Origin of the sequence: Pseudomonas alkylphenolica, from assembly GCF_004025535.1 — a bacterium.
Classification (GTDB): Bacteria; Pseudomonadota; Gammaproteobacteria; order Pseudomonadales; family Pseudomonadaceae; genus Aquipseudomonas; species Aquipseudomonas alkylphenolica_A.
In genome coordinates, this window is sequence record NZ_QJRG01000049.1 from 149235 (window position 1) to 163284 (window position 14050).

At 60.8% G+C, this 14050-nt stretch carries 15 protein-coding genes and 1 tRNA gene; 10 read left to right on the plus strand and 6 right to left on the minus strand.

Going from position 1 to position 14050, the window contains the following annotated elements; translation table 11 throughout:
- Window positions 1-7 precede the first annotated feature (7 nt).
- Window positions 8-538: a hypothetical protein gene (locus tag DM813_RS24200; protein ID WP_128325945.1), complete on the plus strand. Its 531-nt coding sequence runs from the start codon at window positions 8-10 to the stop codon at window positions 536-538.
- On the opposite strand, the gene DM813_RS24205 is transcribed toward DM813_RS24200, so the two are convergent.
- Window positions 535-1476, minus strand: coding sequence for a ZIP family metal transporter (locus tag DM813_RS24205; protein ID WP_128325946.1), 942 nt, complete (start codon window positions 1474-1476; stop codon window positions 535-537). The two genes, DM813_RS24200 and DM813_RS24205, sit on opposite strands and share 4 nt — an antisense overlap.
- Before the next feature lie 129 nt (window positions 1477-1605).
- Here DM813_RS24205 and DM813_RS24210 point away from each other — a divergent pair, with 129 nt between their 5' ends.
- On the plus strand, window positions 1606-1797 hold the full coding sequence (locus DM813_RS24210) for a PLDc N-terminal domain-containing protein (protein ID WP_128325947.1): 192 nt from the start codon (window positions 1606-1608) through the stop codon (window positions 1795-1797).
- A gap of 8 nt (window positions 1798-1805) precedes the next feature.
- On the opposite strand, the gene DM813_RS24215 is transcribed toward DM813_RS24210, so the two are convergent.
- The gene (locus DM813_RS24215) at window positions 1806-2279 is read right to left on the minus strand and encodes a methylated-DNA--[protein]-cysteine S-methyltransferase (RefSeq protein WP_128325948.1); all 474 of its coding nucleotides are present in this window, start codon (window positions 2277-2279) and stop codon (window positions 1806-1808) included.
- A 254-nt stretch (window positions 2280-2533) separates the two neighbouring features.
- Here DM813_RS24215 and DM813_RS24220 point away from each other — a divergent pair, with 254 nt between their 5' ends.
- The 6 genes from DM813_RS24220 (at window position 2534) to DM813_RS24245 (ending at window position 8865) form a co-directional block, all read left to right on the plus strand.
- Entirely contained in the window at window positions 2534-4618 is a 2085-nt protein-coding gene (locus DM813_RS24220) for an LTA synthase family protein (RefSeq protein WP_128325949.1), read from the plus strand.
- Between the two features lie 154 nt (window positions 4619-4772).
- Window positions 4773-5009 (plus strand): hypothetical protein, encoded by a 237-nt coding sequence (locus DM813_RS24225; RefSeq protein WP_128325950.1) that lies wholly within the window; start codon window positions 4773-4775, stop codon window positions 5007-5009.
- A gap of 186 nt (window positions 5010-5195) precedes the next feature.
- Window positions 5196-5528, plus strand: a complete 333-nt coding sequence (locus DM813_RS24230) for a ribonuclease E inhibitor RraB (protein ID WP_128325951.1) — start codon at window positions 5196-5198, stop codon at window positions 5526-5528.
- Window positions 5529-5707: 179 nt separating this feature from the next.
- Window positions 5708-7117 carry a circularly permuted type 2 ATP-grasp protein gene (locus DM813_RS24235; RefSeq protein WP_128325952.1) on the plus strand — a complete coding sequence of 470 codons (1410 nt, stop codon included), beginning with the start codon at window positions 5708-5710 and terminating at the stop codon, window positions 7115-7117.
- Window positions 7118-7120: 3 nt separating this feature from the next.
- Complete coding sequence (locus tag DM813_RS24240) at window positions 7121-8071, plus strand: alpha-E domain-containing protein (protein WP_128325953.1); 951 nt, start codon at window positions 7121-7123, stop codon at window positions 8069-8071.
- Complete coding sequence (locus tag DM813_RS24245; protein WP_128325954.1) at window positions 8068-8865, plus strand: transglutaminase family protein; 798 nt, start codon at window positions 8068-8070, stop codon at window positions 8863-8865. Before DM813_RS24240 ends, DM813_RS24245 begins: the two co-directional genes overlap by 4 nt.
- A gap of 3 nt (window positions 8866-8868) precedes the next feature.
- Here DM813_RS24245 and DM813_RS24250 read toward each other — a convergent pair whose 3' ends face one another.
- Window positions 8869-9672: a c-type cytochrome gene (locus DM813_RS24250; RefSeq protein WP_128325955.1), complete on the minus strand. Its 804-nt coding sequence runs from the start codon at window positions 9670-9672 to the stop codon at window positions 8869-8871.
- A 542-nt stretch (window positions 9673-10214) separates the two neighbouring features.
- On the opposite strand from DM813_RS24250, the gene DM813_RS24255 reads away from it, so the two are divergent.
- Window positions 10215-10952 carry an amidotransferase gene (locus DM813_RS24255; RefSeq protein WP_128325956.1) on the plus strand — a complete coding sequence of 246 codons (738 nt, stop codon included), beginning with the start codon at window positions 10215-10217 and terminating at the stop codon, window positions 10950-10952.
- Here DM813_RS24255 and DM813_RS24260 read toward each other — a convergent pair.
- The 3 genes from DM813_RS24260 to DM813_RS24270 form a co-directional block, all read right to left on the minus strand.
- Entirely contained in the window at window positions 10930-11901 is a 972-nt protein-coding gene (locus DM813_RS24260) for a magnesium and cobalt transport protein CorA (protein ID WP_128325957.1), read from the minus strand. The two genes, DM813_RS24255 and DM813_RS24260, sit on opposite strands and share 23 nt — an antisense overlap.
- Before the next feature lie 64 nt (window positions 11902-11965).
- Complete coding sequence (locus tag DM813_RS24265) at window positions 11966-12688, minus strand: lysophospholipid acyltransferase family protein (protein ID WP_128325958.1); 723 nt, start codon at window positions 12686-12688, stop codon at window positions 11966-11968.
- Window positions 12689-12809: 121 nt separating this feature from the next.
- A complete protein-coding gene (locus tag DM813_RS24270) occupies window positions 12810-13499 on the minus strand; it encodes a crotonase/enoyl-CoA hydratase family protein (RefSeq protein WP_128325959.1) in 690 nt (229 codons plus the stop codon).
- Window positions 13500-13788: 289 nt separating this feature from the next.
- On the opposite strand from DM813_RS24270, the gene DM813_RS24275 reads away from it, so the two are divergent.
- Window positions 13789-13878: transfer RNA gene (locus DM813_RS24275), tRNA-Ser, on the plus strand.
- Window positions 13879-14050 lie beyond the last annotated feature (172 nt).

Sequence of the window (14050 nt, forward strand, 5' to 3'; positions counted from 1 at the left end):
CCCCTTCATGAAATCCCAACTGGTCGAACTCATCGGCAAAATCAGCGCTGGCTGCATGCGCGAAGACGACATCGAGCGCATCGCCGACGAAGCCGCCCAGGCCGCTGCCGACCCGCAGGCCTTCCTTGCCGCCAACCCGGATATCAACTACGACGATACCTTCCCGATCCCCTTGTGGGAGTGGATCGTCGTGGGCAGCCTGCCCGACACCGTGCTGTTCCAGGCCGACACCTATCAGGACCTGTTCGCCCAGATCGTCGATTCGTTCGACAAGAGCGTGGCCTTCACTCTCAAGGCCAAGCAACTGGCCAAAGTCGAGCCGTTGACCGCGCTGAACCGTATCCAGGTACAGATGGGGGCGATGAACAAGGAGGCCGGGGGGTATGTACTGATGAACTTCAGCCAGTTGCTCGATGACGAGCTGCAGGTGGTACTGGTTGGCAACAACGACCTCGAACGCGTGCTGGCGTTGTCTGCCGAGGTCGGTATTGCCGCGGCGCCGTCTCTCGAAGCGCTGCGGGTGGCCCTGCACGTTTAACCGAGGGCGGTATCGAGGAACATCATGACCGCAAAGCCACCCATCAATCCCAGGGTGGCAGAGGTTTGATGACCGTTGCGGTGGGTTTCCGGGATCACCTCGTGGGACACCACAAAGATCATAGCCCCGGCAGCCAGGCCCATGCTCACCGGGTAGGCGATGGCAAAGCCGGTGGAGATGCCCAGGCCGATCACTGCCCCGATCGGCTCCATCAAGCCCGATCCAATCGCAACCAAAGCCGCTTTCAAGGCGGATAGACCGGTAGCGCGCAATGCCAGCGCCACGGCCAGGCCTTCGGGAATGTCCTGGATGGCAATGGCACTGGTCAACGGCAAGCCGACATTGAGGTCGCCGTTGGCGAAGCTGACGCCGATGGCCATGCCTTCAGGCAGGTTGTGCAGGGTGATGGCCAATACGAACAACCACACCCGGTTGATCCGGTCCGCCTGGGGGCCGCAAGGCCCTGTGCTCTCGTGTTCGTGCGGGGTGAAGCGGTCGAGGCCGAGCATCAGCAGCACGCCCAGGCCCATGCCGACTACCACCGTGAGTGCGGCGTAGGGGCCGTTGCCGGTGATTTCCCGGGCGGCGTCCAGGCCCGGCAGAATCAACGAGAACGAACTGGCGGCGAGCATCATCCCGGCGGCGAAGCCGAGCATCACGTCCTGGCTTCGCGAGCTGACTTCACGTAACAGCACCGCCATGATCGCCCCCAGCGCGGTCGCAGCGAAGCCGGCCAGCCCGCCGAGCATGGCCATGTGCAGATTTTCCTGATGGTCGCCGTTCACTGCGTTCCAGGCGCTGGCGATCAACAGGCCGCATACCGTCAGCAGGCTCAACGCCAAGCCGGCGCTTAGCCACGGTGTGGACTGCACCTGTTGCAGCCAGGCACTGCGTAATGACTCGGGCACGGGGCTGCTGGAGCTTTCGGCGCTGGGCATGATCATCTCTTTCTATAAGCAGTGGATGCCTCGAGTGTAACCAGTGCGTTGCCGGCCCGGCCAACGATTCACCTCTATCAGCGTTATAGGCAACTATCCTTTGGGCACACTGCATACGAGGGAAACACCATGGGTTCTACATTCAACGGCCTGGTGGGCCTGATCATCCTGGCGCTGGACATCTGGGCGATCATCAATGTGCTCAAAAGTGGCGCGAGCGTTGGCATCAAGATCGTCTGGATTTTATTGATCCTGCTGCTGCCGGTACTCGGCTTGATCATCTGGGCCATCGCCGGCCCACGAGGGAACGTACGGATGTAGGGGAGGGCTCAGAGCAACCACGAGCCTTCAAGCTCCAGCAACAGTTGCTTGCGCTCCACCCCGCCGGCGTAGCCGGTCAGTGTGCCGTTGCTGCCGATCACCCGGTGGCAGGGCACGATGATCGCGATCGGGTTGGCGCCGTTGGCGGTGCCGACGGCGCGAACGGCGCGAGGGCGGCCGATGCTCTGGGCCAGGTCGCCGTAGCTGCAGGTGGTCCCGTAGGGGATGCGCTGCAACGCCTGCCAGACCTCCTGCTGAAATGCTGTGCCCTGCGCCGCCAGTGACAGCTGGAACTGTTCGCGCTTGCCGGCAAAGTACTCGTCCAGCTGGCGCGCCACCTCGTCCAGTTGATTGCCGGCGGGTTGCCAGGCTTGCGGCAATTCCCACGGCTGGGCGGCGTCCATGTGCAGCAGGTGCAGGCCCTGTTCATCGCCCGCCAGTAGCAGCGGGCCGAGCGGGCTGGGCAGGTAGCGGTAGTACATGGACATCGCCTGGGCAAAGAATGAAAGTAAACGATACCGCAGGTGCCTGGGCCAGCGATGGAATTGTTTCTCGCTGCTACAGCGGGTCTGACTATCGCCCCTTCTAAACGAAATTTTCACATTCGATTATGGAAAATCCGCGCGCGCAATTATTCGTTAGCAGAATGGCCGTGCATTGCCCTCGGGTTTAGTGCACATTTGCCGACTCGATTTTTCCGCCTTCTTGAACCAGCATTCTAGGGATCTTCCAATCCATGGCTAACACGGACGCCTTGAGTGATCAGCGGGCTGCGTCGCGCCCGCTGCAACCAACGCTAAAATCGCACCTGGCCTACACTTTCTTGTGTGGCCTGGTGATCATGCTGATGCTCAGCCTGGTGCGCCTGGCACTGCTGGTCTACAACAGCGACATGATCGGCGACACGCCGATGTCGACCGTGGCCGAGGGCTTCCTCAATGGGCTGCGCTTCGACTTGCGCGTCGTTGTCTACCTGAGCATTCCACTGCTGCTGGCGACCCTGAGCGCACGCGCAATGGCTGCTCGCGGCCTGTTCCGGGTGTGGTTGACCCTGGCCTCCAGTGTGGTGATGTTCCTCGGCCTGATGGAGATGGACTTTTACCGCGAGTTCCACCAGCGCCTCAACGGCCTGGTGTTCCAGTACGTCAAGGAAGATCCCAAGACTGTCCTGAGCATGCTCTGGTACGGCTTCCCGGTAGTGCGCTACCTGCTGGCGTGGATTATTGGCACCTGGTTGCTGAGCCTGATTTTCAAAGGCATTGACCGCCTGACCCGCCCACGTGGGGCCTACCAGAACCAGACGGCCGGCACTCGTGCCGTGGCCCCGTGGTACGTGCGTGGCGTGGTGTTCTTCATGATCCTGCTGGTGGCCGTGGTTGCCGCCCGTGGCACCCTGCGTCAGGGCCCGCCGATGCGTTGGGGCGATGCCTTTACCACCGACTCGAATTTCGTCAACCAGCTGGGCCTCAACGGCACCCTGACCCTGATCGATGCCGCCAAGAGCCGTTTCGGTGAAGACCGCGCCAACATCTGGAAGTCGACCATCGAGCAAACCCTGGCGACCCAGACCGTGCGCGACATGCTGTTGACCGACAACGACAAGCTGGTCGATGCCGACAGCGCCGCCGTGCGCCGTGATTTCACCCCGCCGGCCGCCAACACCCTGCCGATCAAGAACGTCGTGGTGATCCTGATGGAGAGCTTCGCCGGTCACTCGGTGGGTGCCCTGGGAAGCCCGAACAACATCACCCCGTACTTTGACAAGCTGGCCAAAGAAGGTCTGCTGTTCGACCGTTTCTTCTCCAACGGCACCCATACCCACCAGGGCATGTTCGCCACCATGGCCTGCTTCCCGAACCTGCCGGGCTTCGAATACCTGATGCAGACCCCGGAAGGCGGCCACAAGCTGTCTGGCTTGCCAGCGCTGCTCAGCGCCCGTGACTATGACGACGTCTATGTCTACAACGGCGACTTTGCCTGGGACAACCAGTCGGGCTTCTTCGGCAACCAGGGCATGACCACCTTCATTGGCCGCAATGACTTCGTCAACCCGGTGTTCTCTGATCCGACCTGGGGCGTGTCTGACCAGGACATGTTCGACCGCGGCGCCGAAGAGCTGGCCAAGAACTACGGCAAGAAGCCGTTCTATGCCCTGCTGCAGACCCTGTCCAACCACACCCCGTATGCCTTGCCTGCCAACCTGCCGGTTGAGCCGGTCACCGGTCAAGGCCGCCTGGATCAGCACCTGACGGCCATGCGCTATTCCGACTGGGCGTTGGGGCAGTTCTTCGAGAAGGCGCGTAAAGAGCCGTACTTCAAGGAAACCCTGTTCGTCATCGTTGGCGACCATGGTTTTGGCAACCATGAGCAGGTCACCGAACTCGACCTGGGTCGTTTCAACGTGCCACTGTTGCTGATCGCCCCGGGTATCCAGGAGAAGTTCGGTGCGGTGAGCCATACCGTGGGCACCCAGATCGATATCGTGCCGACCATCATGGGCCGCCTGGGCGGCGAAACCCGTCACCAGTGCTGGGGACGCGACCTGCTCAACCTGCCGGCTGGCGACCAGGGCTTTGGCATGATCAAACCGTCGGGCAGCGAGCAGATCGTTGGCCTGGTCAAGGGTGATCGCATCCTGATCGAGTCCAAGGACATGTCGCCACGCATGTACCGTTACGAGCTGGGCGCCAAGTTCAAGGCCGAGCTGATCGAAAGCCCGGACCAGACCGAGCTGACCCACAAGCTTGAGTCGTTTATCCAGACCGCAACCAAGAGCTTGCTGGATAACACCGCTGGCGTTGTCCACGGCACGCCGGAGTAAGCACCGCGCGGCGTTGTGTTGAACCGCAAAAAAAGAGGCCTTCGGGCCTCTTTTTTTATGCGCACGCCCGTGGCGGCACTGAACATCGCCCCGGCCGTGTGGTCAACGGGAGTAGGGCCAAACGACCCTGAGTATCAATACAAAGGAGAGTCCAATGAAAGCGTGGGTCATTACCTTTGTTGATCAGAAAGGCGAGTGCACGTCGCTGCCCTACAGCGGCGATCAAATGCCCAGTATCGAAGAGGCTGCACGGCGCATTCGCGCGCACCTGTATCCGGTCATGGACGAACTGGATCTCACCGACTACCAGGATCGCGCCTCCATGCCGACGGCCAAATGGCTGAAAGAGCAGAGTGGCGTGGAAATCACCGCCATCACCGAGGCGCCTTGAACCTGCCCATTGGCGCGCCGGCCAACTAGGCGCTACGCTGCAATCGAGGTCGGTCGGTTTTTTCCGAACGCCCGGTCTTGTCGATCCACGTCATGCATCAGCTCGAATTGCCCCCGCACGCTCTGTGTGGCGGGCAGGTGCGTTTTGCACTGAAAGTCTATCCATCGGTAATGAGGAGGACGATTCATGAGCAGCCAATACGAGGATATCAGCAGCACTGTGCTGCGCCAGATGAAAGAGGGCGGCTTCAACTTTGCCCAGATTCATCCCATTGAGTTCTATGCGGTTTTCCCCGATGAGGCACGGGCACGACGGGCAGCAGGGCAGTTTCGCGGGGAGTCACTCAGTGCCCAGGTGCATGAGCGCGACGATGGCGCCTGGAATCTGGAATTGAGCAAGGTGATGTACGCCACCTACGGCGGCATCGGAGAGTTCGAGCAGGATTTTGAAGCGGTGATTGCCCCCTTGGGCGGAGAAATCGAAGGCTGGGGCGTGAAACACGAACGCCAGTTGGCCTGAATGCTGTAACCCGGGCCAACGCTTCGCAATGAAGCGTTGGCCACACGCCAGCCCGAAGCATTGCACACATCTGGTGCGAGCGTTCTTTTTGCTAAATACAACCTATTGAAATCAAAGGAATTATGCCGCTGGCACGAGGCTTGCGATGGCTCAGGTGCACGGGTGACAAGGAGTTCGGCATGATCCGCACCTTTTATGACGAGATGTACAGCGCAGACGGCCAGGTCCGTCCGCATTACCGGGAGTTTGCCCGCTGGTTGGCTGACACCCCGCCGGAATTGCTGGCCCAGCGTCGGCGCGAAGCCGATCTGCTGTTTCATCGCGCCGGTATCACCTTCACCCTGTATGGCGACGAACAGGGCACTGAACGCCTGATCCCGTTCGACACCATTCCGCGCAGCATTCCGGCCAGTGAATGGCGAATGGTCGAGCGCGGCTGTATTCAGCGGGTCAAGGCGCTGAACCTGTTTCTGGCCGACCTCTACCATGAGCAACGGATCATTCGCGCCGGGATCATTCCGGCCGAACAGGTGCTGGCCAACGAGCAGTATCAACTGGCAATGCAGGGGCTGGACCTGCACCGCGATATCTACTCGCATGTGTCCGGTGTTGACCTGGTGCGTGACGGCGATGGCAGCTACTACGTGCTTGAAGACAACCTGCGCACCCCCAGCGGCGTCAGCTACATGCTCGAAGACCGCAAGATGATGATGCGCCTGTTCCCCGAACTGTTCGCAGCCCAGCGTATTGCGCCGATCGATCATTATCCCAACCTGTTGCTCGACACCCTGAAAAGCTCCAGCCCTCTGGATGACCCCAGCGTCGTGGTGCTGACCCCGGGTCGCTTCAACAGTGCCTTCTTTGAACATGCCTTCCTGGCGCGGGAGATGGGCGTCGAGCTGGTCGAAGGGGCGGACCTGTTCGTGCGTGACGAACGGGTGTTCATGCGCACCACGGGCGGCCCCAAGCCTGTGGATGTGATCTACCGGCGTCTGGACGATGCTTTTCTCGACCCATTGGCCTTCAACCCCGAGTCCATGCTCGGCGTGCCCGGGCTGCTCTCGGCTTACCGCTGTGGCAACGTGGTGCTGGCCAATGCCATCGGCACCGGGGTGGCCGACGACAAGTCGATCTACCCCTACGTCACCGACATGATCCGTTTTTACCTGGATGAGGAGCCGATCCTCAAGAATGTGCCGACCTGGCAGTGCCGCAAGCCGGAAGAGCTTTCACATGTACTGGCTCACCTGCCAGAGCTGGTGGTGAAGGAAACCCAGGGTTCGGGCGGCTACGGGATGCTGGTGGGCCCGGCCGCGACCCGCGCCGAAATCGATGCCTTTGCTGCCCGGATCAAGGCCCGGCCTGCAGCCTATATCGCCCAGCCGACCCTGTGCCTGTCGACATGCCCGACCTTTGTGGAAAACGGCATTGCCCCGCGTCACATCGATTTGCGCCCCTTTGTGCTGTCCGGGCGGGAAACCCGGGTCGTACCCGGCGGCCTGACCCGGGTGGCGCTGCGCGAAGGTTCGCTGGTGGTCAACTCGTCCCAGGGCGGCGGTACCAAGGACACCTGGGTGGTCGAGGATTAAGTCATGTTGAGTAGAACAGCCTCAGATTTGTACTGGATGTCGCGTTATCTGGAGCGTGCGGAAAACCTCGCGCGGATGCTGGATGTGAGTTACTCGCTGTCGCTGATGCCTCAGGATGGTCGCGGTGATGGCCTGGATGAAATGGCCATGCCGTTGTTGATCACCGGCACCCTGGATGACTACCTGGAGCGTCACGGCCAGTTGCATGCCGAACGCCTGCTGCACTTTTTCGCCCTGGACCCGGAAAACCCGGCGAGCATCTACAGCTGCCTGGGCGCCGCGCGGGCCAGTGCCCATGCGGTACGTGGGCGGATTACCGCCGACATGTGGGAAAACATCAATGCTACTTGGCTGGAAATCCGTGGCATTGCCGAACAGGGCCTGGGCCGTTACGGCATGAGCCGCTTTTGTGAGTGGATCAAGGAGCGCTCTCACCTGTTCCGTGGCGCCACCTACGGCACCATCATGCGCAACGACGCCTTCCGTTTTATCCGCCTGGGTACCTTTATCGAACGTGCCGACAACACGCTGCGCCTGCTCGATGCCCGCTACGAGATGCTCGGCGAGGAGGCCGAGGCCGTGAGTGACAGTTCGGCCCGTGGTTACTACCAGTGGAGTGCCTTGTTGCGGGCGTTGTCCTCGTTCGAGGCCTACACCGAGATCTACCGTGATGCTCCCGCCGCCCGCCATGTCGCCGAGCTGCTGTTGCTGCGGGCCGATGTGCCGCGCTCGCTGCGTGCCTGCACCGAAGAAATCGACCAGATCCTCGCCAGCCTGCCAGGCGCCAACGGCCGGGCTGCACAGCGCTTGGCCGCCGAAGTGGATGCCCGGCTGCGCTACACGGCCATCGACGAAATCCTTGCCGAAGGCCTGCACCCCTGGCTGACCCACTACATCCCGCTGGTGCGCCAGTTGGGCAACGCCATCCACAGTGCTTACCTGGAGGCCGTATGAGACTGACCATTAGCCATGAAACTGCCTACCACTATGAAGACCAGGTGCGCGCCAGTATCCAGTACTTGCGCCTGACACCCCATGACAGTGAACGTCAGCAGATACTGGCCTGGCAGCTGGAACTGCCGCGTCCGGCGCGGGCGCAGCTGGACCCGTTCGGCAATATCCTGCATGTATTGAGCCTGGAAGAGCCGCATTCGGATCTGGTCATCGCTGCCCGTGGCCTGGTGGAGATCGACGAAACCCGTGAAGCCGAACACGAGGCGCAGTCGCCACTGCCATTCCTACGCTTTACCCGCCTGACCGAAGCCGATGAGGCCTTGCGCGCGTTCGCCAGCGAACAATGCCGCCATCGCCGCGACCGTTCAGCGCTGATTGAATTGATGAACGCCCTTAACCAGCGCATGACTTACCAGCCCGGCAGTACGGCGGTCGACACCAGTGCCGCGCAAGCCTTTGCCGGCGCAGCGGGCGTTTGTCAGGACCATACGCACGCGTTTCTGGCTTGCGCACGCAGCCTGGGGGTGCCGGCGCGCTATGTGTCAGGGTACCTGTTCGACAATCAAAGCCAGCAGATGGCCAGCCATGCCTGGGCTGAAGCCTGGCTCGACGATGCCTGGTACAGCTTCGATGTGACCAATCAACTGGCCCGGCCCGAGCGCCATCTCAAGCTGGCGGTGGGCCTGGACTACCTGGATGCATGCCCGGTGCGGGGCATGCGCCGTGGCGGCGGTTTCGAACAGATGCATGCCAAAGTCCTGGTATTGCCGAGCGTCACCGCCCAGCAACAATGAGGCTCAGGGGTGTTTGCGCGTGGCCATGTGCCCGAGGTAGGCGAGCAGGGCATCAAGCTCCGGATCGCTGAGCACTGCACTGCTGAACCCGGGCATTTTCGCCTGTGGCCATTGCCGCAGGCTTTGCGGGTCACGGATCAAGCGGCGCAGAAAGGCGGGCTGGAAGTACTCGGTGGGGTTGTACGGCAGGTTCAGGTCAGGGCCGAACTGCGCATCGCCCGCACCATTGAGCCGGTGACAGGCCAGGCAGTTTTTCTGGAACAGGGCAAAGCCCAGCCTGGCCGGGTCATCGCTGGGCAGTGTCGCGGCCGGCAGCAGCGCCGGGAAACGCTCGGCAACCGGGGGCAAGCGGCGGATGCTGGCCACCTGGAACGGCCATTGCTCCGGTCTGATGCGTCCGGCCTGTGGGTTTGTCCAGACCAGATAGAACGGGCCTGCGCTGGGTTTGCCGTTACTCAGGGGTGGCCAGGGCTTATTTGGGTCCTCGATGGCCAGCCAGGCCTTTGCGGGGCCGCTGGCGAGCAGCGGCGCGGCCGGCATTTCGGCTGCAAAACCATCTTCGGCGACCGCCTGGAGGTGATCATCGGGCTTAACCCCGGCCAGCAGTGCGGCCAACGGCACCGCCCGGTACTGCATGGTTTTCTTGTAGGAGACATCGTCGTCAATGCGGATATCCTGCGCTGCCGGATGGCTGAGCAGTTCGGCGCTTTGCCAATTCCGGCTGGTGTTTCCCAGCTCCAGGGTCAATTGCGCCGCGTGCAGCGACGGACACAGCAGCGATAACAGCAGGACGAGGTAAGGGCGCACAGGCAATCTCCAGCAGTTCAAGGCTGGCAGATTACCTGCGCAGGACTGAATCGGACCATAGGGTTATTCAGGCAAACAGCCGCTAGCCGAACAGCCGTGACAGATTCGGCAGGATCAACAGCAGTGTCGTGGCAAAGAGAATGAGCCCGGCTTGACGTACTTTGGATTGTTTGAACATGGCTGACCGCCTTCTTGTTGTTATTCCTGAGTGCCTTATGGCTTCCTTGTCGTCGATCCGGCAAACATGGGTAACGCGGTTTGACGTCCAGACGTGAACCTTTACGAATTGATATACAGCTAACCTTAGGGTCAATGTCAGCGTTGTTTTAGAACGCTTTCATCTTTGGATATTACAAAATGTGTTTTTTCGCTATGAGGCCTTGTGCCATCAGCTAAATTTTTCCCTTGCTAGACACCTGTGCACCCGTTGATGAAGGCAGTTGTGCCATTGACCGTTCGTCAGTGCATCCTACTTGCTTGCAAGCCTTATTCGGGGCAGGCTCTAGGGGGCAATCCCGCCTTTGTCGTTCAGGACTATTTTTATGTCGTTACGCATCTGCATCCTGGAAACCGACGTCCTGCGACCCGAGCTGATCGGGCAGTATCAGGGCTACGGACGGATGTTCGAGCAGCTGTTCGCCAGTCAACCCATCGCCGCGCAATTCGACGTGTACAACGTGATGAATGGCGAGTACCCCGATGATGGCAAAAAATTCGACGCCTACCTCGTAACCGGCAGCAAAGCCGACTCTTTTGGCACCGATCCGTGGATCGAGACGCTCAAGGCGTTTTTGCTCGATCGCTACAACCGTGGCGACAAGTTGCTGGGTGTGTGCTTCGGCCATCAGGTGCTGGCGCTGGTGCTTGGCGGCAAGACTGAACGTTCGTCACAAGGGTGGGGCGTGGGCATCCATCGCTACCAGCTGGCCGCCAAGGCGCCGTGGATGGACCCGACCGTGTCCGAGCTGACCCTGTTGATCAGCCATCAGGATCAGGTCACGGCATTGCCCGAAAACGCCACGGTGATCGCTTCCAGCGATTTTTGCCCGTATGCCGCCTATCACATCGCCGACCAGGTGCTGTGCTTCCAGGGCCACCCCGAGTTCGTCCACGACTATTCCCGGGCGCTGCTGGAGCTGCGTCAGCAGAGCCTCGGCCAGGAGGTCTACCAGAAAGCCGTGGCCAGCCTGGTCGAAGAGCACCAGGGCGGCATGGTCGGTGAGTGGATGATGCGTTTTGTCGCGCAGCAACCCGAAGCTAAAGCCATCCGGAGCGCTTGAAACTGGCGAAAAGCGCCGTGCAGCCGAGCACAATGCCGCCTAGCACGGCGAAGTAGCCGTAATGCCAGCTCAGCTCCGGCATGTTCTGAAAGTTCATGCCGTAGATACCGGCAATCGCCGTGGGAAACGCCAGAATCGCCGCCCAGGCGGCGAACTTGCGTTGCACGATGCTTTGCCGGGATGATTCCAGCAGCATGCCGATCTCGATGGTCTGGCTGGCGATATCGCGAATCCCGGCCAGGTCTTCCATCTGCCGGGTCACGTGAATCTGCACATCACGAAAGTACGGGCGCATGTTCTTGTCGATAAACGGGAAGGTCAGGCGCTGCAATTCTTCGCTGACCTCGACCATTGGCGCCACGTAGCGGCGCAGACGCAGAATGTCACGGCGCAGGCTGTGCAGGCGGCGGATGTCGTCTTCCTGGAGCGAGCTGCTCAGCACTGTCTGTTCAAGCTCTTCGATCTCGCCATGAATGGCTTCGCCGATGGGCTGGTAGTTTTCCGTGACGAAGTCGAGCAGGGCGTACAGCACGAAATCTTCGCCGTGCTCCAGCAGCAGCGGCCGCGCTTCGCAGCGCTGGCGCACCAGGGCGTAGGACTTGGAGTGGCCATTGCGGCAGGTGATGATGTAGCCGTTGCCGGCAAAGATGTGGGTTTCGATGAACTCCAGCTTGCCTTCGTGGCGCACCGGCGAGTAAGTCACGATGAACAGCGCGTCGCCGAAGGTTTCCAGCTTCGGTCGGCTGTGCTTTTCCAGGGCGTCTTCGATGGCCAGTTCGTGCAGGTTGAACTGGCGCTGAAGGTTGGCCAGTTCCTGGGCGTTGGGTTCTTCCAGGCCGATCCAGACAAAATGCCCGGGTTTACTGGCCCACTGGCTGCCTTCATCGATATTGATATTGGTGACTTTTCTGCCGGCGCTGTACACCGCCGCTGCAACAACTCGTCCCATGGTGGTTCGCTTCTTCTGATTACCGTGCCAACAGCTTGGGCTGCCACACAGCATTCGGCAACCTTCAGGCCTGTTGCAGTTCCGCCTCCATCAGGTCGATGCAGCGCTGCATCTGCGCCTGGCACTGCGCGGCCAGGGCGGGTACGTCCTGTTGGGTCAGGCCGCTGGTGGCAATCGGTGGCAGCGAACGGATGATGACCTTGCTGCGTCGCCAGCTGTTCAGGCGCATGCGCCCGGTGTAACGGCTGACACACACCGGCACGATCGGCACGCCGGCTTCAACTGCCATGTGAAAGGCGCCTTTCTTGAACGGCACCAACTGCTCGCCGGCATTGCGCGTACCTTCGGGGAACACCCAGATCGAGGTGTCGTCTTCGCACAAGGTGCGCGTGGTGGTCTGCATCGCGCGGCGCGCCTGGTAGGCGTTGCCACGGTCAATCAGCACGTTGCCGCTGAGCCAGAACAGCTGGCCGAACAGAGGCACCCACTTGAGGCTCTTTTTGCCGATGCACACAGTGCGCGGCGGCACCACGTGGCCGAGCACGAACAGGTCGTGGTTGGATTGATGGTTGGCGACGATCACACAACCTGGCGGCTGGTCGAACAGCGGGCCGACCTCGGCCTTGATATCCATACGCATCAGCCAGGTCGCCGGCAGCCCGTACAGACGCGCACAAATACGGCTGTTGTCGGGGTTGAAGGGGCGGCACAGGCCGACCAGTACACCGAGAACACCGACCACAACAAAGTGCAGCCCCAACAGGAGCATGCGGATAAGGAAAAGCATCGTACGACTCACACCAGGCAAACGCGGCGCAGTGTACGGGTGTGCACTTGTGCGGGCAAACGCTCAATGCAGTTGCAACAGCCTGATTGCGTAAATAATCGCAATCAGGCCTTGGTAGGGGTCAGCCCAGGTGTTCCTGATCGCGAATGATCGCGTCGTCGAGGGTGTCGAGCAGGGCTTTGCGCACTTTCAGTTTGGTGTGCTTGTGCGCGTTCATGTTGATCTTCTTCAACTGCCGGGCGGCGCTCAGGGCGGCTTCCTGCAATTGCTCGACCGGCACTACCTTGTCGAGGAAACCGGCTTCCACGGCGCTGACCGGGTCGAACATCTCGGCGTTGATCACCGAGCGGTGGAAGGCCGAACGACGCAGGCGGTCACGGGCCAGTTCGATGCCGGCGTGGTGCATGGTCATGCCGATCTGCACTTCGTTCAGGCCGATGCTGAACGGGCCTTCCACACCGATGCGGTAATCGGCCGACAGCAGCAGGAACGCACCCTTGGCCACGGCATGGCCCGGGCAGGCGACAATGATCGGGAACGGGTGCGAGAGCATGCGCCGGGCCAGGGTGGAGCCGGCGGTAACCAGGCTCACCGCTTCTTTCGGGCCTGCGGTCATCACTTTGAGGTCATAGCCACCGGAAAGGATGCCCGGCTGGCCGGTGATGATCACGACCGCACGGTCCTGCACCGCTTGATCGAGCGCGGCATTGAAAGCCGCAATCACGTCTGGGGAGATGGCGTTGACCTTGCCGTTGTTCAGGGTCAGGGTCGCGATACCGTCTTCAAGGTGGTAGGAAATCAGCTCACTCATGACAGGGTTCCTAAAGGGGGAGTGGAGCAGACGTTACTCAGCCAGGGCAGCGAGGTAAAGCACTGTGACTGACTGATCAGTCAGGCCTTGGCCGCTTTGCCGTGCAATGTGGGGGGAGGTGATTACGGGCTGCCGAAGCACTCCAGAGATTGGCGGCTTTGCCCTGTGCGGCCGGGTTTTTTGCGCGATTGGCTTAAGCGCATGAAAATTCTGAAAAAAACCTTTGCCATCAGAACCTGTTTCGACTACATTAGCGCGCCTCGACAGGCTGAACAGCTTGAAGAGAAACGGTGAAGTGTCCGAGTGGCTGAAGGAGCACGCCTGGAAAGTGTGTATACAGGAAACTGTATCAAGGGTTCGAATCCCTTCTTCACCGCCACATTTAGAAAAGCCCCTGGTCTGCGAAGACCAGGGGCTTTTTGCATTTCCAGGCCCTGTGTTTTCGGGCTGGTGTCTTCGGGGTGGTTCGGTGTTGTGCTTTCGACCTTCGCGGATAAATCCGCTCCTACAGGTGCACCGAGGACCTGTAGGAGCGGATTTATCCGCGAATG

Bases quoted from the DNA above. Each gene is read 5' to 3' on its own strand.
- DM813_RS24200 (WP_128325945.1), top strand. From the start codon at position 8: ATGAAATCCCAACTGGTCGAACTCATCGGCAAAATCAGCGCTGGCTGC.
- DM813_RS24205 (WP_128325946.1), bottom strand. From the start codon at position 1,476: ATGCCCAGCGCCGAAAGCTCCAGCAGCCCCGTGCCCGAGTCATTACGC.
- DM813_RS24210 (WP_128325947.1), top strand. From the start codon at position 1,606: ATGGGTTCTACATTCAACGGCCTGGTGGGCCTGATCATCCTGGCGCTG.
- DM813_RS24215 (WP_128325948.1), bottom strand. From the start codon at position 2,279: ATGTACTACCGCTACCTGCCCAGCCCGCTCGGCCCGCTGCTACTGGCG.
- DM813_RS24220 (WP_128325949.1), top strand. From the start codon at position 2,534: ATGGCTAACACGGACGCCTTGAGTGATCAGCGGGCTGCGTCGCGCCCG.
- DM813_RS24225 (WP_128325950.1), top strand. From the start codon at position 4,773: ATGAAAGCGTGGGTCATTACCTTTGTTGATCAGAAAGGCGAGTGCACG.
- DM813_RS24230 (WP_128325951.1), top strand. From the start codon at position 5,196: ATGAGCAGCCAATACGAGGATATCAGCAGCACTGTGCTGCGCCAGATG.
- DM813_RS24235 (WP_128325952.1), top strand. From the start codon at position 5,708: ATGATCCGCACCTTTTATGACGAGATGTACAGCGCAGACGGCCAGGTC.
- DM813_RS24240 (WP_128325953.1), top strand. From the start codon at position 7,121: ATGTTGAGTAGAACAGCCTCAGATTTGTACTGGATGTCGCGTTATCTG.
- DM813_RS24245 (WP_128325954.1), top strand. From the start codon at position 8,068: ATGAGACTGACCATTAGCCATGAAACTGCCTACCACTATGAAGACCAG.
- DM813_RS24255 (WP_128325956.1), top strand. From the start codon at position 10,215: ATGTCGTTACGCATCTGCATCCTGGAAACCGACGTCCTGCGACCCGAG.
- DM813_RS24260 (WP_128325957.1), bottom strand. From the start codon at position 11,901: ATGGGACGAGTTGTTGCAGCGGCGGTGTACAGCGCCGGCAGAAAAGTC.
- DM813_RS24265 (WP_128325958.1), bottom strand. From the start codon at position 12,688: ATGCTTTTCCTTATCCGCATGCTCCTGTTGGGGCTGCACTTTGTTGTG.
- DM813_RS24270 (WP_128325959.1), bottom strand. From the start codon at position 13,499: ATGAGTGAGCTGATTTCCTACCACCTTGAAGACGGTATCGCGACCCTG.